General features: G+C 62.4%; 21 protein-coding genes and 3 tRNA genes. 12 read left to right on the top strand and 12 right to left on the bottom strand.

Annotated features, from left to right (window positions below; translation table 11 throughout):
- Nucleotides 1-23: 23 nt before the first annotated feature.
- On the bottom strand, nt 24-728 hold the full coding sequence (locus C2L65_RS03655; protein ID WP_042313323.1) for a DUF4136 domain-containing protein: 705 nt from the start codon (nt 726-728) through the stop codon (nt 24-26).
- Nucleotides 729-919: 191 nt separating this feature from the next.
- Here C2L65_RS03655 and pepN point away from each other — a divergent pair, with 191 nt between their 5' ends.
- The 5 genes from pepN to C2L65_RS03630 all read left to right on the top strand — a co-directional run bounded on the left by pepN (nt 920) and on the right by C2L65_RS03630 (nt 5,839).
- Entirely contained in the window at nt 920-3,622 is a 2,703-nt protein-coding gene (gene pepN / locus C2L65_RS03650) for an aminopeptidase N (RefSeq protein ID WP_042313226.1), read from the top strand.
- Between the two features lie 158 nt (nt 3,623-3,780).
- Nucleotides 3,781-4,083, top strand: coding sequence for a type II toxin-antitoxin system RelE/ParE family toxin (locus tag C2L65_RS03645; protein WP_042313229.1), 303 nt, complete (start codon nt 3,781-3,783; stop codon nt 4,081-4,083).
- Between the two features lie 16 nt (nt 4,084-4,099).
- Complete coding sequence (locus C2L65_RS03640; RefSeq protein ID WP_042313233.1) at nt 4,100-4,540, top strand: HigA family addiction module antitoxin; 441 nt, start codon at nt 4,100-4,102, stop codon at nt 4,538-4,540.
- 124 nt (nt 4,541-4,664) lie between these two features.
- Nucleotides 4,665-5,681: a class 1 fructose-bisphosphatase gene (locus C2L65_RS03635; RefSeq protein WP_035989922.1), complete on the top strand. Its 1,017-nt coding sequence runs from the start codon at nt 4,665-4,667 to the stop codon at nt 5,679-5,681.
- Nucleotides 5,682-5,763: 82 nt separating this feature from the next.
- A tRNA-Thr gene (locus tag C2L65_RS03630) sits at nt 5,764-5,839 on the top strand.
- 83 nt (nt 5,840-5,922) lie between these two features.
- Here the strand turns inward: C2L65_RS03630 and C2L65_RS03625 are convergent.
- On the bottom strand, nt 5,923-7,062 hold the full coding sequence (locus C2L65_RS03625) for an acyl-CoA dehydrogenase family protein (protein WP_042313236.1): 1,140 nt from the start codon (nt 7,060-7,062) through the stop codon (nt 5,923-5,925).
- A complete protein-coding gene (locus tag C2L65_RS03620) occupies nt 7,055-8,305 on the bottom strand; it encodes a CaiB/BaiF CoA transferase family protein (RefSeq protein ID WP_042313239.1) in 1,251 nt (416 codons plus the stop codon). The genes C2L65_RS03625 and C2L65_RS03620 overlap by 8 nt, the downstream gene beginning before the upstream one ends.
- 93 nt (nt 8,306-8,398) lie before the next feature.
- On the opposite strand from C2L65_RS03620, the gene C2L65_RS03615 reads away from it, so the two are divergent.
- On the top strand, nt 8,399-9,352 hold the full coding sequence (locus C2L65_RS03615) for a LysR family transcriptional regulator (RefSeq protein WP_042313242.1): 954 nt from the start codon (nt 8,399-8,401) through the stop codon (nt 9,350-9,352).
- 13 nt (nt 9,353-9,365) lie between these two features.
- On the opposite strand, the gene C2L65_RS03610 is transcribed toward C2L65_RS03615, so the two are convergent.
- The 4 genes from C2L65_RS03610 to C2L65_RS03595 all read right to left on the bottom strand — a co-directional run bounded on the left by C2L65_RS03610 (nt 9,366) and on the right by C2L65_RS03595 (nt 14,066).
- Nucleotides 9,366-9,833, bottom strand: coding sequence for a thioredoxin domain-containing protein (locus C2L65_RS03610; protein WP_042313244.1), 468 nt, complete (start codon nt 9,831-9,833; stop codon nt 9,366-9,368).
- Nucleotides 9,834-11,078, bottom strand: coding sequence for a sialidase family protein (locus tag C2L65_RS03605; RefSeq protein WP_042313326.1), 1,245 nt, complete (start codon nt 11,076-11,078; stop codon nt 9,834-9,836).
- A 50-nt stretch (nt 11,079-11,128) separates the two neighbouring features.
- Nucleotides 11,129-13,510 (bottom strand): TonB-dependent receptor, encoded by a 2,382-nt coding sequence (locus C2L65_RS03600; RefSeq protein ID WP_042313247.1) that lies wholly within the window; start codon nt 13,508-13,510, stop codon nt 11,129-11,131.
- A gap of 175 nt (nt 13,511-13,685) precedes the next feature.
- A complete protein-coding gene (locus C2L65_RS03595) occupies nt 13,686-14,066 on the bottom strand; it encodes a DUF2946 domain-containing protein (protein ID WP_042313250.1) in 381 nt (126 codons plus the stop codon).
- Between the two features lie 226 nt (nt 14,067-14,292).
- On the opposite strand from C2L65_RS03595, the gene C2L65_RS46080 reads away from it, so the two are divergent.
- Both C2L65_RS46080 and C2L65_RS03590 read left to right on the top strand, forming a co-directional pair.
- Nucleotides 14,293-14,442 carry a hypothetical protein gene (locus tag C2L65_RS46080; protein WP_042313253.1) on the top strand — a complete coding sequence of 50 codons (150 nt, stop codon included), beginning with the start codon at nt 14,293-14,295 and terminating at the stop codon, nt 14,440-14,442.
- A 331-nt stretch (nt 14,443-14,773) separates the two neighbouring features.
- Nucleotides 14,774-15,370, top strand: coding sequence for a chorismate mutase (locus C2L65_RS03590; protein ID WP_042313255.1), 597 nt, complete (start codon nt 14,774-14,776; stop codon nt 15,368-15,370).
- Here C2L65_RS03590 and C2L65_RS03585 read toward each other — a convergent pair.
- Entirely contained in the window at nt 15,367-16,545 is a 1,179-nt protein-coding gene (locus C2L65_RS03585; RefSeq protein WP_042313258.1) for an exonuclease domain-containing protein, read from the bottom strand. The two genes, C2L65_RS03590 and C2L65_RS03585, sit on opposite strands and share 4 nt — an antisense overlap.
- Before the next feature lie 326 nt (nt 16,546-16,871).
- The gene (locus C2L65_RS03580; protein WP_007578158.1) at nt 16,872-17,075 is read right to left on the bottom strand and encodes a cold-shock protein; all 204 of its coding nucleotides are present in this window, start codon (nt 17,073-17,075) and stop codon (nt 16,872-16,874) included.
- Between the two features lie 407 nt (nt 17,076-17,482).
- Between C2L65_RS03580 and C2L65_RS03575 the strand changes: the two genes are divergently transcribed.
- Nucleotides 17,483-17,725 carry a hypothetical protein gene (locus C2L65_RS03575; protein WP_042313261.1) on the top strand — a complete coding sequence of 81 codons (243 nt, stop codon included), beginning with the start codon at nt 17,483-17,485 and terminating at the stop codon, nt 17,723-17,725.
- A gap of 535 nt (nt 17,726-18,260) precedes the next feature.
- The gene (locus tag C2L65_RS03570; protein WP_042313265.1) at nt 18,261-19,424 is read left to right on the top strand and encodes a porin; all 1,164 of its coding nucleotides are present in this window, start codon (nt 18,261-18,263) and stop codon (nt 19,422-19,424) included.
- 126 nt (nt 19,425-19,550) lie between these two features.
- Here C2L65_RS03570 and greB read toward each other — a convergent pair whose 3' ends face one another.
- Nucleotides 19,551-20,123, bottom strand: coding sequence for a transcription elongation factor GreB (gene greB, locus C2L65_RS03565; protein WP_042313268.1), 573 nt, complete (start codon nt 20,121-20,123; stop codon nt 19,551-19,553).
- 120 nt (nt 20,124-20,243) lie between these two features.
- Between greB and C2L65_RS03560 the strand changes: the two genes are divergently transcribed.
- Nucleotides 20,244-20,320: transfer RNA gene (locus C2L65_RS03560), tRNA-Arg, on the top strand.
- A 95-nt stretch (nt 20,321-20,415) separates the two neighbouring features.
- A tRNA-Arg gene (locus C2L65_RS03555) sits at nt 20,416-20,492 on the top strand.
- 100 nt (nt 20,493-20,592) lie between these two features.
- Here C2L65_RS03555 and C2L65_RS03550 read toward each other — a convergent pair.
- Nucleotides 20,593-21,084 (bottom strand): phage protein NinX family protein, encoded by a 492-nt coding sequence (locus C2L65_RS03550; protein ID WP_042313271.1) that lies wholly within the window; start codon nt 21,082-21,084, stop codon nt 20,593-20,595.
- Between the two features lie 84 nt (nt 21,085-21,168).
- Entirely contained in the window at nt 21,169-23,550 is a 2,382-nt protein-coding gene (locus C2L65_RS03545) for a RelA/SpoT family protein (RefSeq protein WP_042313329.1), read from the bottom strand.

Raw genomic sequence — 23,550 nt, 5'->3', positions numbered from 1 at the left:
ATGAACCGCTTCCCGAACCGCGCTTATTGAACCGTCTTTGCGCCCGAGGCTGGCACCGGCGGCGCAGCATTGTCCGCCGTCACTTCGTTCGAAATCCCGCCCTTTCCGTCGACGGGCAGCTTGACGGTGCGCACCACTCCATTGCCTAGCGGGAAATCGGACATCGCGCTGCGCGCGAGATATGGCATCGCGGCGATCAGCGAAGACTGCTCGTCCGTGTTGCGCGCCGTCACGTTATACAGTTCCTTGCCCGTCGCGCGATCCGTGATGCGGATGCCGAGCAGATGCGTGTACACGGGATAACTCTGATTCACATAGCCCCCCGAATACGGGCCCCACGGACCCCATGGGCCCCACGGGTCGAACGGACGGCCCCAGTAGTACGGGCCGGGCCACGCGCTGTAGTAATAGACGGGCTGCGCAACCGTCACGGTATCCGAGCGCATGCCATACGCGAGCGCGACGAGATAGTGCGCCTGGCGCTCGTCGGTCTGTCGGAACGCATGCGTCGCGAGTTCGTTTGCGACGATCTGTTCGTAGGTGGCCTGCTCGAGACTGTTCTTCTGCTCAGCCGTGCGCGCGAACGCGTAAGTGCGCGTCGCATCGCTGCCGCTCCAGTCGGAAAAGGCCGTCACCTGCGACGTCACATAGGTCGTGCAGCCTGCCAGCAAGGTGGCGAATGCCGCAAGCACGAGTGCGGCCCGGCGGGTCAATCGGTCGAGCTTCATGGTCATCCTCATTGGTATCGTCGCTCGCGCCTGCCGCGCGAGCGGCCCGATAATACGCTGACCGGACAAGACGGTAAAAAGTTCTGTCCGCACGATCGGCCGAGGCTTTGTACAATGGTCCGATCACCCGGCGCGCATCTACCAGTATGGATATAACGCGCCGGCTTCGAGCTTATTCCCGACACGACACCATGGCCGATACCGAAACGCCTCAAGTGATCCGCCGCGCCGACTACGCGCCGCCCGCTTTTCTCATCGATACCGTCGCGCTCGAGTTCGATCTCGTGCCCGAGCGTACGGTCGTCAGGAATACGATGCGCATCCGCCGCAATCCCGACGCGGTGCGCGCCACGCATCTCGAACTGATGGGCGAGGCACTGCAGTTCGTCGAGGCATCGATCGACGGCAAGCCGTATGCCAACGTTCACGCGCACGAGCACGGCCTCACTGTCGACAACGTGCCCGATTCGTTCGAGCTGACGCTGACGGGCATCTGCAATGCCGCGGCGAACACGACGCTGTCGGGCCTGTATGTGTCGAGCGGCAACTTCTTTACGCAATGCGAGGCCGAGGGTTTCCGGCGCATCACGTGGTTCCTCGACCGCCCGGATGTGATGGCGACCTACACGGTCACGCTGCGCGCCGACAAGGCCGCGTACCCGGTGCTGCTGTCCAACGGCAACCTGCTCGAACAGGGCGACCTGCCCGACGGCCGCCACTTCGCGCGCTGGGAAGATCCGTTCAGGAAACCGAGCTATCTGTTCGCGCTCGTCGCGGGCAAGCTGGTCGCGCTGGAAGAACGCGTGAAGTCGGGCTCGGGCAAGGAAAAACTGCTGCAGGTCTGGGTCGAGCCGCACGATCTCGACAAGACCCGTCACGCAATGGATTCGCTGATCCACTCGATCCGTTGGGACGAAGAGCGTTTCGGCCTGGAGCTCGATCTCGACCGCTTCATGATCGTCGCCGTGAGCGACTTCAACATGGGCGCGATGGAGAACAAAGGCCTCAATATCTTCAACACGAAGTACGTGCTGGCCAATCCCGAAACCGCGACGGACACCGACTTCTCGAACATCGAAGCCGTGGTCGGCCACGAGTACTTCCATAACTGGACGGGCAATCGCGTCACCTGCCGCGACTGGTTCCAGCTGAGTCTGAAGGAAGGGCTGACCGTGTTCCGCGACCAGGAGTTTTCCGCCGATATGGCAAGCGGCGGCAGCACGGTCGAGAATCAGGCGGCGCGCGCGACCAAGCGTATCGAAGACGTGCGCGTGCTGCGTCAGATGCAGTTCGCCGAGGACGCCGGTCCGATGGCGCACCCGGTGCGTCCGGAGAGCTACGTCGAGATCAACAACTTCTACACGATGACCGTCTACGAGAAAGGATCGGAAGTCGTGCGGATGTATCAGACGTTGTTCGGACGCGAAGGCTTCCGGCGCGGCATGGACCTGTACTTCAAGCGCCACGACGGCGAGGCCGTCACCTGCGACGACTTCCGTCACGCAATGGCCGACGCGAACGGCCGCGACCTCGCCCAGTACGAACGCTGGTACAGCCAGGCGGGCACGCCGCGCATCACGGTCGACACGCACTATGACGCTTCGCAAAAGCGCTACACGGTGACGCTCACGCAGGGCTACGGCGATGCCGCGGCGGCTGCGCGTGACACGCAGAAGGGTCCGTTGCTGATTCCGTTCGCGATCGGCCTGATCGGCGATGACGGCAACGACATGCCGCTGCGCCTCGAAGGCGAGGCATTGGCGTCGCCGCACACCACGCGCGTGCTCGAATTCACGGAGAAGGAACAGAGCTTCACGTTCGTCGATGTGGCCGAAAAACCGCTGCCGTCGCTGCTGCGCAATTTCTCGGCGCCTGTCGTCGTCGAATACGACTACACGGCGGATGAACTCGCGTTCCTGCTCGCGCACGATAGCGATCCGTTCAACCGCTGGGAAGCTGGCCAGCGTCTCGCGACGCGCGAGCTGCTGACGCTCGCCGAGCTCGCGGCAACGGGCAAGGCGCTGGAACTGGACGATACCGTCGTCGCCGCGTTTGGCCGCGTGCTGAACGACGAGACGCTGTCGCCCGCGTTCCGCGAACTCGCGCTGATGCTGCCGTCGGAAGCGTATCTCGCCGAGCAGATGGACGAGTCGAATCCCGCCGCCGTACACAGCGCGCGGCAGTTCGTGCGCAAGCGTCTCGCGTCGGCGCTCAAGGGCGACTGGCTCGCAGTTTTCGAACGGCATCAGACGCCGGGCGCCTACGAACCGACACCCGAAGCGGGCGGGCATCGCGCGCTGAAGAATCTGGCGCTCGCCTATCTCGCCGAACTCGACGATCCCGCCGACGCCGTGCGCCTGGCGAAAGCGCAGTACGACGCGGCGAACAACATGACGGATCGGGCGTCGGCGCTATCCGCGTTGCTGACGGCGGCTGCATCGAACGGCGGCGCGGCAGCCACCGACGCACTCGACGACTTCTATCGCCGCTTCGAGAACGAGCCACTTGTGATCGACAAATGGTTCGCGCTGCAGGCGATGCAGCGCGGCACGAAAGCGCGGCCTGTGATCGAGATCGTGCGCAAGCTGATGGCGCATCCTGCGTTCACCCTGAAGAACCCGAACCGCGCCCGCTCGCTGATCTTCAGCTTCTGCTCGGCGAACCCGGCGCAGTTCCACGCGGCGGACGGCTCGGGCTATGCATTCTGGGCCGAACAGGTGATCGCGCTCGACGCGCTGAACCCGCAAGTCGCAGCGCGCCTCGCCCGCGCGCTGGAACTGTGGCGGCGCTTCACGCCGGCGTTGCGCGACCAGATGCGCGCAGCACTGGAAAAGGTCGCGGCGCAGGCGAAATCGCGCGACGTGCGCGAAATCGTCGAGAAGGCTTTGGCCTGATTTTCTGACGGTTCTGCTGTATGCAAAAGCCGGCACATGTGCCGGCTTTTTTCCATCTGTTTCGCGGAATGCGATTTTGCCTACGCCATTCTGCTGACTGGTTGCGCGTCGTTGTTGCGATCACACTGAACGTGTTCATTTGATGGTTTACGTTTAACATGACACGTTATACACTTCCCGTGATCTCTACTTTTAATGACAAAGAAACCGCAGCCGTCTTCAACGGCGTATTCGTGCGGTCGCTGCCGCGCGAAGTACAGCTCGCCGCGCGCCGCAAGCTCCTGTTGATCGATGCCGCAGAGTGCATCGAGGACATGTTCGTGCCACCCGGCAACCGGCTCGAACTGCTGCAAGGCGCGCGCAGCGGGCAATGGAGCATCCGTATCAACGCGCAGTGGCGCATCTGTTTCCAGTACATCGACGGCGACGCGCTCAATGTCGAGATCGTCGACTATCACTGAATCATGGGAAACCATCATGGTCATCAAACGCTCTGAACTCGACAACCTCGACTTCTCCGACGTTTCCACCGGCGAGCGCATGCCTGAAGCAACGCCTGGCGACATCCTGCGCAGCGAATTTCTCGAACCGCTCGGCATGTCGGCCCACGCGCTGTCCATTGCGCTGCGCGTGCCCGCGCCGCGCGTCAATGACATCGTGCGCGGCAAGCGGGCCATTTCGTCGGAAACCGCCTTGCGTCTGTCGTGCTTTTTCAACAATAGCCCGCTCTTCTGGCTCAATCTTCAGATCGCCTACGACCTGCGTGTCGCAATTGCGGAATCGGGCGAGCAGATCAAGCGCGAGATCGAGCCGCTGCCGCCGTCGCGCCGGCCAAAGCATTCGCAGTTGTCGCGCGAGCAGCTAAAAGCCGCCGAAGACGCAGCAGCCGCGACGCGCAGGGTCGCTGCCTCGCGTTGACGCATTCATCCCGTCAAAAAGCACGACGGGAGCGCGACTTCGGGGGGCGATTTTTTAAAGTCACGGAACCCGCACATCGAAAGGTTAAAATCAGGGAATTCCCAAGCCTCTCCGGAGTACTGCAATGTCTTTGCAACGTCGTACCACCCTTACGAAGTACCTGATCGAGCAGCAGCGCGAGAACAACAATCTGCCTGCCGATCTGCGCCTGCTGATCGAAGTCGTTGCGCGCGCGTGCAAGGCCATCAGCTATCACGTCAGCAAGGGCGCGCTCGGTGATGCGCTGGGCACGGCCGGCAGCGAGAACGTGCAGGGCGAAGTGCAGAAGAAGCTCGACATCCTGTCGAACGAAATTCTGCTCGAAGCCAACGAATGGGGCGGCAATCTGGCCGGCATGGCATCGGAAGAGATGGAACAGTTCTTCCCGATTCCCGCGAACTATCCGAAGGGCGAATACCTGCTCGTGTTCGACCCGCTCGACGGCTCGTCTAACATCGACGTCAACGTGTCGATCGGCACGATCTTCTCGGTGCTGCGCTGCCCTGACGGCCAGCAGCCGACTGAACAGTCGTTCCTGCAAAAAGGCACACAACAGGTCGCGGCGGGCTATGCAGTCTACGGCCCGCAAACCGTGCTGGTGCTGACCACGGGCAACGGCGTCAACTGCTTCACGCTCGACCGCGAGCTGGGCTCCTGGGTGCTCACGCAAAGCGACATGCGTATTCCTGTCGAAACGCGCGAGTACGCGATCAACGCGTCGAACCAGCGCCACTGGCTGGAGCCCGTGCAGCAGTACATCGGCGAACTGAACGCAGGCAAGGACGGTCCGCGCCAGTCGGACTTCAACATGCGCTGGATCGCATCGATGGTCGCGGACGTCCACCGTATCCTGAACCGCGGCGGCATCTTCATGTATCCGGCCGACAAGCGCGATCCGTCGAAGCCCGGCAAGCTGCGCCTGATGTACGAAGCGAACCCGATGGCGTTCATCGTCGAGCAGGCTGGCGGTGCGGCGACCAACGGCGAGAAGCGCATTCTCGACATCCAGCCGAAGAGCCTGCATGAGCGCGTCGCGGTGTTCCTCGGCTCGAAGAACGAAGTCGATCGCGTGACCCGCTATCATCTCGAAAAGAAAAGTTGAGAAAAGCACTTGCGTGCCGATACAGAGCACTCTATAATCTTGCTTCTTCGTTGCTGACGAACTAAACGAAAGCAACAAAGGCGCCGGAATAGCTCAGACGGTAGAGCAGCGCATTCGTAATGCGAAGGTCGGGGGTTCGATTCCTCTTTCCGGCACCAGCAGATTAAAAAAAGCCCAGTCCTCGTGACTGGGCTTTTTGCTTTTCTCTACCGCTCACGCGTGTCTTGCGTGATAGCGCCGTTCATCCCAACACCGACCGCGCAATCACGGTCCGCTGAATCTCGGACGACCCTTCGTAGATCCGCAAGATCCGCGCATCGCGCACGTAGCGCTCCAAAGGCATCTCGCGCGTGAAGCCGTAGCCGCCATGCATCTGCAACGCTGCATCGGTGACGAACGCAACCATCTCCGACGCATACAGCTTCGCCATCGACGCACTCTGTGTGAACGGCTCCCCCACCGCGCGCTTCGCGGCCGCCTGCAAGGTCAGCAGCCATGCCGCTTCAAGGCGCGTCTTCATGTCGGCGATGGTCCATTGCAAACCTTGCCGGTTCGATAGCGGCTCGCCGCCCACTCGCCGTTCTTTCAGCCAGCCAATGGCCGCTGACAACGCCGCTTCCGCAATCCCGATAGACGTTGCGGCCACATCGAGCCGGCTGTTGTCGAGCACTTTCATCGCCGTGCGAAAGCCGCTGCCTTCCGCGCCGAGTCGGTTCACGGCGGGGACGAAGCAATCGAGCGCGACTTCGTGCGCGGGCGCGCCGCGAATGCCCATCAGTTTTTCGGCTGGGGCGACATCGACGCCCGGCATATGCCGGTCGACCACGAAAGCGCTGATTCCGCGCGTGCCCGCCTCGGGATCGGTCTTCGCATACACGACGATAAAACCGGCCGCATCGGCGTTCGAGATGAAGTGCTTGACGCCCGTGAGCCGGTAGCCGTCGCCTTCGCGCGTGGCGCGCGTCGCCATGTCGGCGGGATTGGAGCCCGCGCGCGGCTCGGTCAGCGCAAACGCGCCGAGCTTTTTGCCGCTGGCCGCGTCGGGCAAATAGCGATCACGTAACGCATCGTCGCCGCCGATCAGGATCGAATCGGTTGCGAGGTAGTGCGCGCCGATCATCGACGAAGTCGACGCGCATGCCTTCGCGATCTCCACCAGCGAGAGCACGAGCGCCACCGGCGATGCCTCCACCCCGCCCCATCGCTCCGGCACGTTCATGCCCATCACACCCAGTTCGGCGAGCTGCGCGACGTAACGCGTCGTCGAAAGCTCCTCTCGATCGACTTGCGCGGCGCGCGGCGCAAGTTCGCTTTGTGCGAAACGCGAAATCGCATCGGCGATCTCCAGGTCACTGTCTTCGATGCCCAGCCGCTTATGCATGATCTCTCTCCTCGTTGCGATTCACATCACTCGCGTGGGCTGCTGCGGGAACGCCAAACGCGCCACGCTCGCGCAACGACGCGATATCGTCGGGGTCATAGCCGAGTTGCTGCAACAGCGCGTCGGCGTGTTCGCCGAGCGCCGGCGCAGGCGACACGCAATTGGCCCCGTACGCGGAGAACTTCACCGGCTGCGACGGCACGCGCTTTGTGTGTCCGTCTCGCTGCACCTCGGTCAGTAAAGCACGATGCGCAGCGTGATCGCTTTCCAGCGCCTCCTGAAGGTTGCGAATCGGCGCGACGGGAATGCCCGCTGCGCCGAGAATGCGATTGACCTCATCAACGGTCAGCGTCGACGACCACGTCTCGATCGTCGCGCGCAAATCGGCTTCGTGACGGCAGCGCGATGCGTCGCTGGCGAAGCGCGGATCGTCGGCGAGATGCGGCGCGCCGATCGCATGCGCAAAAGCCGAAAAGAGCTTGTTATTGAGCACCGCGACGACATAGAAGCTGTCGGCTGCGCGATACGCGCCGAACGGCGCCGACGACGGATGCCGGTTGCCCACGCGGCGCGGCGCGATTCCCGTCGCGGCGTAGCGCGCGACGAGCGTCGCGCTCAGGCCGAGCGTCGCGTCGAACATCGACACGTCGACATGCGTGCCCTTGCCGTTCTTCTCGCGGCCGAGCAACGCAGCAAGCACGCCCCACGACGCAAACAGCCCGCTGACGACATCCGACACCGACTCGCCGATCATCGTCGGCGGCCCGTCGGGCGAACCGGTTGCGTCCATCAGGCCGCACATCGCCTGCAAGATGATGTCGTACGCAGGGCGACGCGATTCGGGACCCGTCTGCCCGAAGCCCGACACGCTCGCATACACGAGCGACGGATTCGCGGCGCTCAAATCCGCGTAGCCGATGCCCAGCCTGTCCGCGACGCCCGGCCGGAAATTCTCGACGACGACATCGGCATCAGCGCACAACGCGCCCGCGAGTTCACGGCCCGCTTGCGTTTTCAGATCGAGCACGATGCTGCGCTTGTTGCGGTTCATCGCGGAGAACAGACCGCTCTCGCCGTCTGCCGCAAACGGGCCGACGGCGCGATAGTCGTCGCCCGAAGGCGGCTCGATCTTGATCACATCGGCGCCCAGATCGCCGAGCAGCGCGGCGCAATACGGGCCGGCCAGCACGCGCGAGAAATCGATCACGCGCAGGCCTTCCAGTGGCAGATTCGAACGTTGCATCGAATGCTCCTTTCAGCAGGGATGCAACGATTCTCGGCCGCACAGGCTATCAAGTAAAATATGGAATCAAACTAGCACCTATAGGATTTCCTGATGCGTGTCTCGTTGCGGCTTCTGCGTTATTTCACGGCGGCGGCCGAAACAGGCAGCACGACGGCGGCCGCAAAACTGCTGAACGTGTCGCAGCCGTCCATTTCTGTGGCCATTCGCGAACTCGAAGCGCTGTTTGACGACACGCTGTTCACCCGCGAGTCAGGCGCGAAGATGACGTTGACGCGCTTCGGCGTGCGCAAGCTGGCGGAGGCGCATCAACTGCTGAACGCCGCTGCGTCGTTCGAGGCCGATGACAGCGGCGACGCCGCAGCGGGCGAAGTGCAGATTGGCGTATTCAGCACGATCGCGCCTGTTTACCTACCCGAATTGCTGCGCATCGCGCGCGCACGCTTCCCGGATCTGTCGATACGCTTTATCGAAGGCGATCTCATGCAACTCGAAGATGCGTTGCGCAGCAGCCGTATCGAACTTGCGCTGATGTACGACGTCGGCTTGCCCGCCGATATCGAGCGCGAATATCTCGCGGAACTTCGTCCCTACGCGCTCGTGCCAGCGGAATCGAAGCTCGCGAAGAAAGCGGGCAGACTGTCGCTGCACGACCTCGCGAAAGAGCCGCTGATCCTGATTGATCTGCCGCACAGCCGCGAGTTTCTGATGGCGCCGTTCTGGCAGTGCGGGCTGGCGCCCGAAGTGCGTTATCGGGCGACATCGCTGGCACTCGTGCGCGGGATGGTCGCGAACGGGCTCGGCGTGTCGCTGCTGATTACGCAAGGCGATCAGGCCGCAACGTCAGGCGCGATCGAGCGGCCCATCCGCGAAGAGACGATTCGCCAGCCGCTCGTGATTGCGCGGCCCGCTCGCGCGTCGCGCACGAAAGCATCGGAACTCGTCGCGCAATGCATGCGCGACGCGGTCAACCGGGCGTTGGCAAAACGCACGGGACAAACGAACAAGGCGGCGGGCACGCGCCGCCGCACTGCGCCATCCACATAGCGTACAAAGCACGCTAGCGATGCCAGGCGTCGAGCGTCGCGGGCAGCAACAACCCGCTCGACGCCTGGCGCGTGCCACGCGCGTCGATCAGCAGCGTGCGCGGCATCTCGCCATGCCAGTTCGGATCGAGCGCACGGCGCAGCTTCTCGGGAATCGCCTCGGCATTCGCGTAAAGCGCTGTCTGCGGCGGCAGCGGCAGTGTCGCGAGCACTTGCGACAGCGCGGCCGCGTTGTCGTCGATGGAATCCATCGCGATCATCGTCAGGCGCACGTCGCGATGCTTCTTCTGCCATTCGACGATGCGCGCCGTGTTCTCGCGGCAATAGCTGCAATCAAGCGACCAGATTTCGACGATCTGTGGCCGGCCTTGTGAAGCGGCGAGCACCGCGTCGACGTCGGGCACGCGCAGCGGCTTGAGATCGACGGCTTGCGCATTCAGGACGACAACGAACGCCGCGAGCGACAGCAAGATGCGCTTCATTTACTTTGCCTCCTCGACGGGCACGAGCATGTAGCCGTCGTTCTGCGTACGCCACGACAGATAGACGCGGCCTGCGTCGTCGAGCAACTGCGGGTTGTCGCTGCCGCCAGCCGTCTGCGCGAGCGTGCGCGGCGCGCTCCAGTGCGAGCCTTCGTCGTCGGAGCGGCGCAGCATCAAACGCATCGTGTCGCCGTCGAAATCCTTCCACGCGAGCCACAGCGTTTTGCCTTGACCGATCAACGCCGCGTGCGATGCCTGCTCGTCCGGCTTGCCCGTATCGCCGAACGCCCAAGGCTCGCCAATCGGCTTGCCGTCGGCGGAAAGGCGCGAATAGTAGACATCGGCGCGTCCATTGACGACGCTGAACCACGCCATGTGGCGCACGCCGTCCGGCGAAATCGCGAGCGCCGGACCGTGCTCGGGGCACGCCTCCATATGCCAGCCGGAGAACGTCGCGCGCATTGGCACAACGGGCTGCTGCGCGTCGACGGGCAGCACGGCGAGCGCGTGATCGCGGATCTGGCCTTCGAACACGTTGCGCCACATGGCCTGCACGCGGCCTTCGCTGTCGAGCGCGAGCGCGATGCGGCAGCACTCGCACGTGTGGTCGGCGACCTTGCGCTCGGGCTGGAACGTCTGCCCGCCGTCCGTCGATACCGCGAAGTAGACGGCCGCGCCGTCGTACGGTTTGCCCGCCTTTTTCGCCAGCGTCAGATCGCGCTTGTCGATCCACGTAACGAAGACGCGCCCTTGCCCGTCGACGATCAGCGAATCGAAGCGATGCGTGATCGGCTGCCGGTCGCCATGCACGGTGGCGGGCACGCTCCACGTCGCGCCGCCGTCCGTCGAGCGCGAGAAGCGGACCATGCCCGTGTACGGCGCGTCGAGCGGCATCGACCAGGTCACGTAGATCGTCTTGGCGTCGAGGCTCGCGGCGATCTTCGGTCGATTCTCGGCGCTCGTGTAGATCGGTTCCGGCATCGCGTTGACCGTGACGGGCGGCGACAGCGTGCGGCCCCGATCGTCCGAATGCGCAACCACGACGTGTTGTCCCTCGACCCACGCAACCCACAGACGATGCTTCGCATCAAACGCGGCGCCAGTCGCAAGCGGCGTTTTCGCGGGCTTCGCCGCGGCGGCGCCCATGTTCATGCCGCCCATGCCGTCCTTACCGCCCTTACTGCCCGCCATGTCCATCTGCATGCCATGCGCGGCGTGCGCGTCGCCCGATGCGTCATGCGCCATCAGCGGCTGCGTCAATGAGAAGCCAACGGCCCACACGGCCGCCCATTTTCTTAAAGCATCCATTTGAGTTCTCCGTAGAACGTGCGGCCCGGATACGGGTGAAAGACGTAGTAGCGGCGGTCGGTCAGGTTGTCGATGCCAACCGACGCGAGCCAGTGCTTGCCAACCTGATAGCGCGCCTTCAGATCGATCACGAAGAACGAACTGGTGCCGCCGTAGACGTCGGGATTGATGTCGCTGTTGTCGAGCGTGTTGTACTGGCGGCCTGAGTAGCGGAGCCCCACGCTGCCCTGCCACTGCTGCGTGAAGTGGTAGTTCGCGAGCAGGTTGGCCCGCACCACGGGAATGCGCGGAAAGCGCTTGCCGACATATGACGGGTTCGCCGCGTCGGCGAGAATCTTCGAGTGGGTCGCCGTCACGTTCGCGTCGAGATCGAGCCCGTGCAGCAGCACGTTCTGTCCGGAGAAAGCGAGTTCGACGCCGCGCACACGCACGCGGTCGACGTTCGAGATGTTCGTGACGGTCGTCGAACCGCTGACGGTCGTCTGGCTGTAGATCGAGTCGCGCAGATCGCTCTGGAACACGCTCGCCCGCACGACGCCCACGCCGACGTCGCGTTCCGCAGTGAAGTCCCAGTCGATCGCCTTCTCCGGCTTCAGGCCCGGATTGTTGTTGACGATCGCGTTGTTCGAGATCGTCCCCTGGAACAATTCGGCGACGCTCGGAAAACGCGTGCCCGTCGCAAACGACAGACGGAACAGCCAGTCTTGCGTCGCCTGCCATTGCACCGACGCTTTCGGCGACAGCGCGTTCGCGCTGCGGTCCGCGTAACCGAAGGTCGACGAGCCGTTGCCGAGCGCGCCGTCGTACGCGTCCCAGCGCTCGTAGCGCAGGCCGAGCGTCGCGAGCCAGCCGGGCGCGAAGCGCCACGCGTCCTGGCCGTACAGCGCCTGTGTGCGCGTGTCGCCGCGATAGGTGCTGGCGAGCGTCGACGGCGAGCCGTTCAGCCAGTCGGGCGTGTTGTACGTCTCGTTGCGCAGGAAGTAGTTGTCGAAGTGATAGCCGACCGTCAGCGCATGGCCCGCGTACGACGGCGATTCCGCTTTCAGGTCGAAGGTGCGCCAGCCGGTGCCGTCGCCGTAGAAAATCGTGCCGGGGCCGCCGCCGTATGCGGCGGGTGGCGCCGTCGTCGACGAACGCAGCGTGTCGCGCGACACGTCGTATGCGGACACGATGCCCGACAGCTTCCAGCCCGAATCGAGCCTTCCGTTCAGCCCAAACGCGTAGAGCCAGTTCTCCTGGTCGCCGTTGGCGGGCGAAAACGCCGTCGGCGAGATCGTGTAGTTCTTCCCGCCGATCGTCACGTTGCCCGCATAGACGGGATTGCCCGCGGCGTCCGTCAGAAACGTCTGCGCGCGGTCCTTATAGTGGTTTTCCCAATGGCCGAGCGTGAGCGTCGCGTCGACGTGATCGGTGATCGCGTAGCCCATGCGCACGCTTTCGTTGATCTGCTCGGTGCGCTCCATCATCTGCGGACCGACGATCACCCGCGGCTGGCCGTTCGGGCCGATGTCGGTGGCCGCGCCCGTCACCGCGACGGGCGCGCCGAGCTTCGCGTTGTACGTGCTGCTCGGACTCGCATACTGCAGCGGCTGGCTGTTGTTCTCGAGACGGTCGAGCGTCAGGGAATACCAGAAACGGCCGACGCGATCGGCGATATGCGCCGTCTCGTGATTGCCGCCGAAGTTCTTCGAGAAACCGTACGCGTCGTCGTAATGCTGGGTGAAAAGCTGCGTATCCAGCGACGCCTCCAGCTTCTCCGGCTTGCGCGTCGTGATCTGCACCGTCGAGCCGATCGAGTTGCCCGGATACAGCGCCGAGAACGGGCCATACAGCACTTCGACCTGCGCGATGTCGTCGGGCGCAATCAGCGACCAGCGTGGCGGATAGGCGTAGCTCGAGCCCAGTAGATTCGACAGCAGCAACCCGTCGGCATAGACGAGACCCCGCGCGCTCTGCAACTCGTTGAAGTCGCGCCCGGCGAATACCGAGTTGCGATCGCCCGTGAAGCGCTTGCGCACCATCACGTTCGGCGCGTACTTGAGCGCATCTTCCGTGTTGACGATATTGCGCGCGTCGATCTGCTCGCGCGTGACGGTCTCGACGACGCCGGGCGTATCGGGCGCGAACGCCGGCGCGGCGCGCGCGGCTGTCACGCTGACGGCCTGCAATGTGTTGGCGGGTTCCGTCAACGAATTCGCGGAGCTGTTCGTTACAGAAGGATGGGAGACCGAAGTATCGGACGCGGAACGGTCGATGACGGCACGATCGGTCGTACTTTCATCGGCCCAGGCGGGTTGAACGGCGAACACTGCCGCGCACGCAAGCGATAGCCGCGTGCGTGCGGACAGCGCAGCGGAAACGATGCGCATATGAGTCCTGTGGACGTGATCGAAGGCACCATGCCGACGCGGATGTCGAAGTGCTGCGCCGCGTGAAGAACACGGACAGAGCACTCGGGACAAAGAGGCGCGCATGGCGGCCCGCCGCCCGTTACGTCATAACGACGTCAGACGCGGGCAAGCGGACTGGCTGAGACAGCTAGCTTCAGATCGACGGGACAGGTGGTGCGCGAGGCTGTGCGACGCGTACGCTGCGGCGCACAAAGACGGCCTCCGGCTCGATGGCTTGCGAGTAAGCAAGCGTGCGGACGGAAGGCACAACGAACGGGACGCTGCCGCCAAGCGCGAAGTTGGCGGCAAAGCCCGGACAGTAGACACAGTGGGGAACGACGAGGTGCGTCTTCGACGTGTTGTCGTGCGAACCATCGAGATCGATGACGACGTTCTGCGCACCGGCTGCGTGACAAAGCTCGACAGACAGCGGGCCTTGAGCGCCCGGAGCACGCGCATAGCCGATGACAGGCGACAGTACATTGAGTACCAGCGCCAGCCATACGAGGCCGATCCAGCGTGTCGAACGTGTCATCGCGACTTGGAAAAAGTGAGCGCGCGCAGTATAGCAAGCGGCCGCGAGACAGTCTTTAGACGTACTGCAATACCGACAATCGTCAAATTTTAAACAAGGCGCTTCAATCCCTGGGAGCGTGTGCCGTTAAAGCAACAAAGAGCGCGCCAAAACATCGGCTGTATGCGGCAGCGCTGGTACGCCATACGCGCTGAGGGACATAATGAATTCGTAAAGGAGAACCATCATGGATAGCAGACCGCCAAAGATTCCGACCCCCGACAAGGTGCTCAGCCCGGATCCGGAACCTGCAGGCGTTGAGTTTCTGGTCGCGGAACTGCCCGAGCATGTTCGCGCGTTCTTTGACGAACAACGCAAGTTGTGCGAGTCGAAGTAACGGTCGATCTGTGCATTGCAGCATCGGGGTCGCGCGGCTGATGCATGCGCGTAGTGCTGATGCGCGTCTATACGCTTCATCGATTGAGGCGTGGCGTTGGCGCGCGCCGATGTTCCGGCCTGGCTCAACGCTGATTTCGTTCTGCTGAGCGCCGCTGACGACGCGTCATTGTGTCGCGGGTGCGCACGTCCGTTCAAGTTCGACACTCACCTCTCACTCTCCTTCGCTTTGCCTTCGCGTGTTGCGCATGCATGGCGCATCTTCCCGCGCTTCGTCTATTCTTCTGTCTTTTCCTTTATCTCTTCTGCGGCCGCGTGCTGCATCAAGCTCAATGCCCCGTCCGAATCTCATCGGCGCGCTTGGCGCGATCCTGTTCGCTTCCGCCCTCGCCTTCACGCCGGTGTCCGCCCGCGCCGACGGCGACGACACCGCGCTGACGAATCTGATTGCACTCGTGTCGCAGCGACTGTCGCTTGCCGAGCCTGTCGCGCGTTACAAGTGGGCGCATCATCAGCCGATCACCGATACGCCGCGCGAGCAGGCCTTGCTCGCCGACGTCGAAAAGCGCGCAGCGCGCGCGGGCGTCGACCCAGCGTTTGCGCATGCGTTCTTCCAGGATCAGATCGATGCGAGCAAGGAAGTGCAGAACGCGCTCTTCGACACGTGGCGTGCAAGCCGCCCGCCCGAAGGCGCGGCACCGGATCTCGCGACGAGCCTCAGGCCACAGCTGGATAAATTGACGCAATCGCTGATCACCGCGCTCGCGCGCGTTCAGACACTGCGCGCGCAGGACGATTGCCCGACGCGCGTCGCGCGCGGCATCGACAACTGGAAGTCGCTCACTCGCTACGACAACACCCGCAACGCAGCGCTGACGCGCGCGCTCGGGCACGTGTGCGAATCGGGCGGCGTCGGAGCGACGGGTTAGGCTGCGTCGGCGGGCGCCGCTGCGGGGATGGCACCTGCGGTGGGCGCCACGACCGGACGGCTGAGCGGCAGCACACTCAGGCCGCGCGTGAGATGCGACTGCAGAACGCGCCACGTCGACAGTTCGAACGCGCCAAGCACGCTCCCGGCGAGCAGCGTCGATGCATCGGCCAGCGACGGCGCGTGTCCGAGATAGCGCCACTGATCCACGACATGGAAAACACGCGAGCCCTCGGCCGCGTCCCGCTCCTCGAACGCGATTGCGCCGTCGTAAGGCCAGGGGGCGTCGACGGGATCGGCGCGGCTCAAACGCGGCACCCGGTTATGCGGCGGGCGAAGCGCGGCGATCATTTGCGCTTCGGCAAGCAGCGCGCCGATCTCCCCGCCTGTGCCGCGCCATTCGACGCGGCGCACCTGCTGCGCGAGCTTCAATTCTTTCGACGAACGGCGCTCGCCCGTCAGGTGCGTGCGCAGACGCTGGCGCACGCGTACGCTTCGTCCGACGTATAGCGGCGCGTCGTTCTCGCCATAGAACGCATAGACGCCGCAGCCGGCGGGCGCGGTATCGAGCAGATCTTCCGTGATATCGCCCGCGATCCGGAACCGGCGCATGGTCTTGTCGATTTGCGCACGTAGCACCTCGACGGGGACGAGGCCGTGCAACCGCTGCCAGAACTGCCAGAGCAGATCGGCATCGGCGAGCGCGCGGTGCCGGTCCGATGGCACGAGCGCATGCCGTTCCACGAGCGCGTCGAGGCCATGACGCTTTTCGGCAGGAAAAAGCGCGCGCGACAGCCGCACGGTACACAACATGTCGGGATTGAACGTGAAGCCCGCGCGCTGGAACTCGCTGCGCAAAAATCCGCGGTCGAAGTTCGCGTTATGCGCGATGAAAAGCTTGCCGTCGAGCCGCGCGAAAAGATCCGCGGCAATCGACTCGAAGGTGGGCGCGCCGCGCACCATGGCGTTGGTGATGCCCGTCAACTGCTGGATGAAAGGCGGGATCGGCTGACCGGGGTCGACGAGCGTGGTCCAGGTGGATGCACCATCCGGCCCCAGTTCGACGACGCCGATTTCCGTGATCCGATGATCGCCGACGGAACCGCCCGTCGTTTCCAGGTCGACAAAAACAATCGGCACATCGAGGGCCGGTTCAGACAGAAGCAATTCAGACATGTGAGGAAACTGTGCAATGCATAACTTTGCACAAGTATGCCCTATCGGCGGCGGCCGTTGCGCGGGCAATCTCGAACAGCGGGAAACGACGAACGGTCTGCGAAGAGGTCGGCGGGAATATGTATATTCGACTGAATGACCATAAATAAATCATCAATCAGGGATTACACGAATCTGACATATTGATGTGCAGTCGAAAGAACCTGTCGGAAGTTTTCGAAGCATTCTCCTTCGGACTGACCTGAGAGGATTAATTCTGGATTGCAGGCAATAAAAAACCCTCGCGAGCGAGGGTTTATCCTGAGAGCCAGCGGCTCAGCCGTGTATTACAGCGGCTGGATGTTCGCAGCCTGCTTGCCCTTGGGTCCAGCCTTCACCTCGAACGATACGCGCTGGTTCTCCTTCAGCGACTTGAAGCCGTCCGCGCGGATTTCCGAGAAATGCGCGAAGAGGTCCTCGCCGCCCGCATCGGACGTGATGAAGCCGAAGCCCTTAGCATCGTTGAACCATTTGACGATACCTGTTTCCATGTTCCACTTTTCCTCAATTTGATAAGACAGGCAATGCCGTTAATGCCGATTACGATTCACGATTCCGTAAACCGTGAATATATGCGCGATGCACAATCAAGGTTTCGCCATCGGAAATCCAGCAAAGCATTTATAAGGCGAAGCGGATATGAGCGTCAAGCGGTTTCAAATCGAAAACTGGATGCACGTCAAATGCGCTGTTAAAGCGAACATAAAGTCAGGAATTATTCAGCTGGCTCATAATTTCAACCGGTCTGAATTGCCGATCTGACTTGTCTAACAATTAGATGTCAGAAAACTTTTCCGGCATGTAACAAAACGTGTCATTCGTAAGTGTTTTCACGACTTGTTAAGGTGAACTGTCAAACGCAAGATTTCAGCCAGCAGTTTGCAATCGGAGAAATGCCATGTTGTTCGATACCCTTCGCCGCATCGCCGCACAACTGTTGCCATCCACGAAGGGCGCACCGCTCTCCGAAACAGCTTCGCAACGCCCGTCCCTGCTGGAGTTCGACCCGATGTGGCACGGCGACCACTGGCAGAACCTGCTGTCATCCCCAATGGACGCGCGGCATTACGTGATCGAAGATTGGACGCTGACGCCGGGACTCGAATTCGCCCCGGTTAGCCCGGATGGAAAGCGTCGATAAGTCAACGCAGTAGCCGGAGGCAAAAAGGCAAAAAAAAAGCGCGACTCTTGAGAAGTCGCGCCGACAAAGGTTTGGAGATCTTTTTCGTCAACGAAAAAGTCTGCTTCGAAAAGCAGAGATTTCAGTATAGCGCTCGTGGTGGATTTGATTAGCTTCGACTCTCGCAATCAACTATTGCAGAGCTGACAACAATCGCTATTCAGCGATTTTTGCGTTGTTTTTGCACGTCATTTCATGTCGTAATTGAACAACGCGCAAAGGTTGACACCTGGGGCTGGCACGAGCCAATCGGCCGCAAAGCCTTTATCAATAAGGCTTTAAGCCTCCATCTCGATAATTTCCTATCACGTAATACTTTATTGCTGATTTCGGAACGGCCATCGGGCGGGTCACGTCTCTACACTTTGCCTACCCGGAAACGAACGCACGCCGGTCACCGTGCGTTGTTCACGCGACCTTGCCTCTCGCAGCATTCGCGTGAAGTTTCCTTCAAGCCTGGGTTTCCAAAACCCATCCTGTTCTCGGAGTTACAAAGATGAAAAAGACTCTCATGGTCGCGGCCCTCTCGGGCGTTTTCGCAACCGCTGCGCACGCTCAAAGCAGCGTCACGCTGTACGGCCTGATCGACGCCGGCATCACGTATACCAACAACCAGGCAACCGCTCCGGGCCAAGGTCACAGCAACGTCCAGATGACGAGCGGCTCGGTGAACGGCAGCCGTTTCGGCTTGCGTGGCGCTGAAGACCTCGGCGGCGGCCTGAAGGCTATCTTCACGTTGGAAAACGGCTTCGGCATCAATGACGGCACGCTCAAGCAGCAAAGCCGTCTGTTCGGCCGTCAGGCGTTCGTTGGTCTGGCAAGCGACCAGTTCGGCGCTGTGACCCTCGGCCGTCAATATGACAGCATGGTCGACTACGTTGGTCCGCTGTCGCTGACGGGCACGCAATACGGTGGCACGCAGTTCGCCCACCCGTTCGACAACGACAACCTGAACAACTCGTTCCGCGTCAACAACTCGGTCAAGTACCAGAGCGCGAACTACGCGGGCTTCAAGTTCGGCGCGTTGTACGGCTTCTCGAACCAGGCTGACGGCTTCTCGAACAACCGTGCATACAGCGCGGGTGCGTCGTACAGCTTCGCCGGCTTCAACTTCGCTGCTGCTTACCTGCAACTGAACAGCAACGGCTCGACGGGCTCAGCTGCTGCGTTCAACAGCGGCGGCGCAGTCAACGGCGACAACACGTTCTTCGCTGGCCGTCAGCAAACGTGGGGCGCCGGCGGCAACTACACGTTCGGCCCGGCAACGGTCGGCCTCGTGTACTCGCAGACGAACCTGTCGAAGATGGCTGGCATCAACCAGGGCGCATCGGGCAACCAGGGTCTGCAGAACCGCTTCGGCGGCGACAGCGGTCACTTCCAGAACTTCGAAGCGAACGCACGCTACGCTCTGACGCCGGCAATCAGCATCGCTGGCTCGTACACGTACACGAAGGCAAGCCTGGCTGGCGAGCACCCGCACTGGAACCAGTTCAACCTGCAAACGGCTTACGCGCTGTCGAAGCGTACCGACGTGTACCTGCAGGGCGAATACCAGCAAGTCAGCGAAAACACGCTCGTCAACGCCAACATCAATGGCCTGAACGCTTCGGCGAACGAGAAGCAAGTTGCTGTGACGGCTGGTCTGCGTCACCGCTTCTAAGCATCAGCAGTACTTGCAGCATGAAAAAGGCGCCGCTTGCGGCGCCTTTTTTTTGTCCGGGCTTCGGCGTTCGGTCGAAGCCGCTTCCTGCGGCATTGGCCTACGCGTTCTCAGACGGGCGAGGACTCAAGCCTCCTCTTCTTCACGCGTCGGATACGCCACGTCGAGCACGTCGATCGGCTGCGGCCCGGCAGGCGTATGCAGCGTCACCTGATCGCCGACCTTCGCCTTCAGCAGCGCCCGCGCGATGGGCGAAATCCAGCTGACGTGCCCTTCATCCAGATTCACCTCGTCGATGCCCACGATCCTCACCGTATGCGTCTCGCCGTCTTCCGTCGCGTATTCGACGGTCGCGCCGAAAAACACCTGATCCGTGTTTTCCTGGCGACTGCTGTTCACGACTTCGGCGAGATCGATACGCTTGGTGAGAAAGCGAATACGCCGGTCGATCTCGCGCAGCCTCCGCTTGCCGTAGATGTAATCGCCGTTTTCCGAGCGGTCGCCGTTCGACGCCGCCCACGACACCAGCTTCACCACTTCCGGCCGCGCCTCGTCGATCAGGTGCAGCAACTCGTCGCGCAAACGCCGGTAGCCGGCGGGCGTGATGTAGTTCTTCGCGCCCGCGGGCATCTCGGGTTGCGCGGCTTCGAGATCGTCGTCGTTCTCGTCAGTCGATTCTTTGACAAAGGCTTTATTCATGGTGGTTCAGCATTGAAGCGGACATCCGCATCTCTAGCCTACATGATACGGCTGCTGTCACAAATTTCCCGGGCGCCCCTTCCCTTTTTCCGATACCTTGCTATAATCTCATTTCTGCGTGCGGCTGTAGCTCAGTTGGATAGAGTACTTGGCTACGAACCAAGGGGTCGTGGGTTCGAATCCTGCCAGCCGCGCCACTTTTTTACGAGGGCCTTCCTCCGGGAAGGCCCTTTCGTTTCACCGGGGTGTACGCAAAGCAGCATGCGTCGTCCGAGCAGTTCAAGTTTAGCGTGCGGCTGTAGCTCAGTTGGATAGAGTACTTGGCTACGAACCAAGGGGTCGTGGGTTCGAATCCTGCCAGCCGCACCACCCATAAAGGGCCTTCCATCCGGAAGGCCCTTTGTCTTTTCCCTTCCTGCTTTTCTCTCTCTGCGGCAATTTTCCTGGCAACAACGAACGGTCCGTTGCTTCAGCGCGGCGCCGACTTGATATCACCGATCTCGCCATCCGGTTTCGGCAGCTCGTTCTCGATGCCCAGCGCCGCCGTCTGCTCGCCGATCGGCGTCGCCCGCGTGCCAAACAGCGACTGGGGCTGGCGGAGAACGTCGTCGACGGTATCGCCGAACTGGCTGCTCACGAACGCCCTCAGAAGCGCGATACGCAGCGATTCGCCATGCGCGGCCACCGTCCGGTGGCCGCCCTCGAAGTCCGCGACGCAATGTGCCGCGCCGTCGCGCGTGCGCTCGCGCACTTCGAGCCGCTGCGCGCGCTCGAGCACGACGGCCGCCGCTTCCCACGACGTCGACGGCGTAAAGCGCCCATCCCACGGACGGCCGCGATCGTTGCCGCGTATCGAGACCACACGCCCGCTGTCGGTAAAGTAGATTTCGCGCACGAAGTCGTGCAGGCTGCGGGCGACCCAGTAGTCGAGCGCCAGATCGGAGAGATCAGCTACGTTCATCGCGTTGTTCCTGTGGACAGGCAAAGGCGGAGCGTCATCGTGCAAAACACGTGCAAGCGACGCGCCCGCCTCCCAACTTCGATTTCAGTAATCGGCGCGCTCGCGGTCGATCCGCATGCCGCCGTCGTGATGACGATGCCCTTCTTCGCTCGGCCGTTCGCGCGCGATGCGCATCACGTCGAGATTGGTCCGCACGCGGCGCATCACGTTGGCCAGGTGTACGCGGTCGCTGACCTGGATCACGAAGCGCAATACCGTCGATTCCTGCGACTGGTCTTCGTCCATCGCAATGTGAACGATGTTCGCGTCGGCGGACGTGATATCCGCGGCAACGCGTGCGAACACGCCCTTGGTATTCTTGACCAGCACCTTGATCGCGACATCGAACAGGCGGCCCGGCTGCGGCGCCCATGCGACGTCGATCCAACGGCCCGGATCACGCCGGTGAATGCGCTGCGCGACGCGGCAATCGGTGGTGTGGATCGCCATGCCGAGGCCGATGCCGATGTAGCCCATGATGTCGTCGCCGGGAATCGGGCGGCAGCACGCGGACAGCTGCACCGACATCCCTTCCGTGCCCGTGATGACCACGGGCGGCGCAGTCGACGTGCCATGCTCGCGCGGGTGATCGTCGTCGCCGTCGTGACCCTCGCGGCCGTTCATCAGGACTTCGATCCGCTTGGCCATCACGGCCGCGACACGCCTGCCAAGACCGATATCCGCGAAGATTTCCTGGCGGTTCTTGTTGCCCGTCCATAGCACGAGCTTGTCCCACACTTCCGGCGTGACGTCGGAGAGCGCGAGCCCATAGCCCTTGAGCGACTGATCGACGAGACGTTCGCCCAGCTGCACCGACTCGTTCAGGCGCATCGTCTTCAGATAATGGCGGATCGCGGTGCGCGCCTTGCCGGTGCGCACGAAGCCGAGCCACGCGGGGTTCGGCTTCGAATACGGCGCCGTGATCACTTCGACGATATCGCCGCTCTTCAACTCGGTGCGCAGCGGCAGCAGTTCATTGTTGATCTTCACAGCGACGCACTGGTTGCCCAGGTCGCTGTGGATCGAATACGCGAAGTCGAGCGCCGTGGCGCCGCGCGGCAGCGCCATGATTTTCGACTTCGGCGTAAACACGTAGACGGCATCCGGGAACAGGTCGATCTTCACGTGTTCGAGGAATTCGCTCGAATCGCCGACTTCGCTCTGAATGTCGAGCAACGACTTGAGCCACTGATGCGCTCGCTTCTGCACGTCGTTCAGATCGGCGCCGCCGTTCTTGTACAGCCAGTGCGCAGCGACGCCCGCTTCCGCGATCTCGTGCATCTTGCGCGTGCGCACCTGGAATTCGATGGGCGCGCCGAATGGGCCGACCAGCGTGGTGTGCAGCGACTGATAGCCGTTGACCTTCGGAATCGCGATGTAATCCTTGAACTTGCCCGGCACCGGCTTGTAGAGCGCATGCAGCGCGCCGAGGCAGGTATAGCATTCGAGCGGATTCTCGACGACCACACGGAAGCCGTACACGTCGAGCACCTGCGAGAACGACAACTGCTTGTCGCGCATCTTCTTGTAGATGCTGAAGATGGTTTTCTCGCGGCCCGTCACTTCGGCGTCGAGCTTCGCGTCCGAGATGGCGCGCTGGACGGATTCGAGAATCTTGCCGACCACTTCGCGGCGATTGCCGCGCGCAGCCTTCACCGCTTTTTCCAGCGTCGCGTAGCGGTGCGGATTGAAGTTCGCGAAGCTCAGGTCCTGCAGCTCGCGATACGTATTGTTCAGGCCGAGCCGGTGCGCGATCGGCGCGTAGATATCGAGCGTTTCGCGCGCAACGCGGCGGCGCTTTTCCGGCGGCACGGCGCCGAGCGTACGCATGTTGTGAAGCCGGTCCGCGAGCTTCACGAGAATCACGCGCACGTCGCGCGCCATCGCGAGCAGCATCTTGCGGAAGTTCTCCGCCTGCGCTTCCTCGCGGCTGCGAAACTCCATCTTGTCCAGCTTCGACAACCCGTCGACCAGTTCCGCGACCTTCGGGCCGAACCGCTCCGCGAGTTCGGTCTTGGTCACACCCTGATCTTCCATCACGTCGTGCAGCAGCGCAGCCATGATCGACTGCGCGTCGAGCTTCCAGGCCGCGCACGTTTCCGCGACGGCAACCGGGTGCGTGATGTAGGGTTCGCCGCTTTGACGGTATTGCCCGAGGTGGGCTTCGTCGCTGAAGTGGAAGGCCGCCTTGACCTCTTTGATCTCTTCCGGGCTCAGGTAGTCCGAAAGCGCAGTGGTCAGCTTGGCGATGGAGACGACGTCATGCCGGCGCGGCTGCTCCGGCGTGGCGGTCGGTCCGAACAGATGGCGAAACGATTGTTCGAGGACCGCGTCGATGTACTTGCGTGCAGACGATGGCGAGTCGCTATCGTGTTCGTGGGCAGCGTGGTCCACTTCCGTTGCGGATGGCGAGGGGTCGGTGCTCAT

It is taken from the genome of Paraburkholderia terrae, assembly GCF_002902925.1.
GTDB classification, from domain to species: domain Bacteria; phylum Pseudomonadota; class Gammaproteobacteria; order Burkholderiales; family Burkholderiaceae; genus Paraburkholderia; species Paraburkholderia terrae.
Note: the sequence above shows the minus strand (reverse complement) of the source record. Positions and strands in the feature narration are given on the sequence as shown.

Bases quoted from the DNA above. Each gene is read 5' to 3' on its own strand.
- C2L65_RS03655 (WP_042313323.1), bottom strand. From the start codon at position 728: ATGAAGCTCGACCGATTGACCCGCCGGGCCGCACTCGTGCTTGCGGCA.
- pepN (WP_042313226.1), top strand. From the start codon at position 920: ATGGCCGATACCGAAACGCCTCAAGTGATCCGCCGCGCCGACTACGCG.
- C2L65_RS03645 (WP_042313229.1), top strand. From the start codon at position 3,781: ATGACACGTTATACACTTCCCGTGATCTCTACTTTTAATGACAAAGAA.
- C2L65_RS03640 (WP_042313233.1), top strand. From the start codon at position 4,100: ATGGTCATCAAACGCTCTGAACTCGACAACCTCGACTTCTCCGACGTT.
- C2L65_RS03635 (WP_035989922.1), top strand. From the start codon at position 4,665: ATGTCTTTGCAACGTCGTACCACCCTTACGAAGTACCTGATCGAGCAG.
- C2L65_RS03625 (WP_042313236.1), bottom strand. From the start codon at position 7,062: ATGCATAAGCGGCTGGGCATCGAAGACAGTGACCTGGAGATCGCCGAT.
- C2L65_RS03620 (WP_042313239.1), bottom strand. From the start codon at position 8,305: ATGCAACGTTCGAATCTGCCACTGGAAGGCCTGCGCGTGATCGATTTC.
- C2L65_RS03615 (WP_042313242.1), top strand. From the start codon at position 8,399: ATGCGTGTCTCGTTGCGGCTTCTGCGTTATTTCACGGCGGCGGCCGAA.
- C2L65_RS03610 (WP_042313244.1), bottom strand. From the start codon at position 9,833: ATGAAGCGCATCTTGCTGTCGCTCGCGGCGTTCGTTGTCGTCCTGAAT.
- C2L65_RS03605 (WP_042313326.1), bottom strand. From the start codon at position 11,078: ATGGCGCATGACGCATCGGGCGACGCGCACGCCGCGCATGGCATGCAG.
- C2L65_RS03600 (WP_042313247.1), bottom strand. From the start codon at position 13,510: ATGCGCATCGTTTCCGCTGCGCTGTCCGCACGCACGCGGCTATCGCTT.
- C2L65_RS03595 (WP_042313250.1), bottom strand. From the start codon at position 14,066: ATGACACGTTCGACACGCTGGATCGGCCTCGTATGGCTGGCGCTGGTA.
- C2L65_RS46080 (WP_042313253.1), top strand. From the start codon at position 14,293: ATGGATAGCAGACCGCCAAAGATTCCGACCCCCGACAAGGTGCTCAGC.
- C2L65_RS03590 (WP_042313255.1), top strand. From the start codon at position 14,774: ATGCCCCGTCCGAATCTCATCGGCGCGCTTGGCGCGATCCTGTTCGCT.
- C2L65_RS03585 (WP_042313258.1), bottom strand. From the start codon at position 16,545: ATGTCTGAATTGCTTCTGTCTGAACCGGCCCTCGATGTGCCGATTGTT.
- C2L65_RS03580 (WP_007578158.1), bottom strand. From the start codon at position 17,075: ATGGAAACAGGTATCGTCAAATGGTTCAACGATGCTAAGGGCTTCGGC.
- C2L65_RS03575 (WP_042313261.1), top strand. From the start codon at position 17,483: ATGTTGTTCGATACCCTTCGCCGCATCGCCGCACAACTGTTGCCATCC.
- C2L65_RS03570 (WP_042313265.1), top strand. From the start codon at position 18,261: ATGAAAAAGACTCTCATGGTCGCGGCCCTCTCGGGCGTTTTCGCAACC.
- greB (WP_042313268.1), bottom strand. From the start codon at position 20,123: ATGAATAAAGCCTTTGTCAAAGAATCGACTGACGAGAACGACGACGAT.
- C2L65_RS03550 (WP_042313271.1), bottom strand. From the start codon at position 21,084: ATGAACGTAGCTGATCTCTCCGATCTGGCGCTCGACTACTGGGTCGCC.
- C2L65_RS03545 (WP_042313329.1), bottom strand. From the start codon at position 23,550: ATGAGCACCGACCCCTCGCCATCCGCAACGGAAGTGGACCACGCTGCC.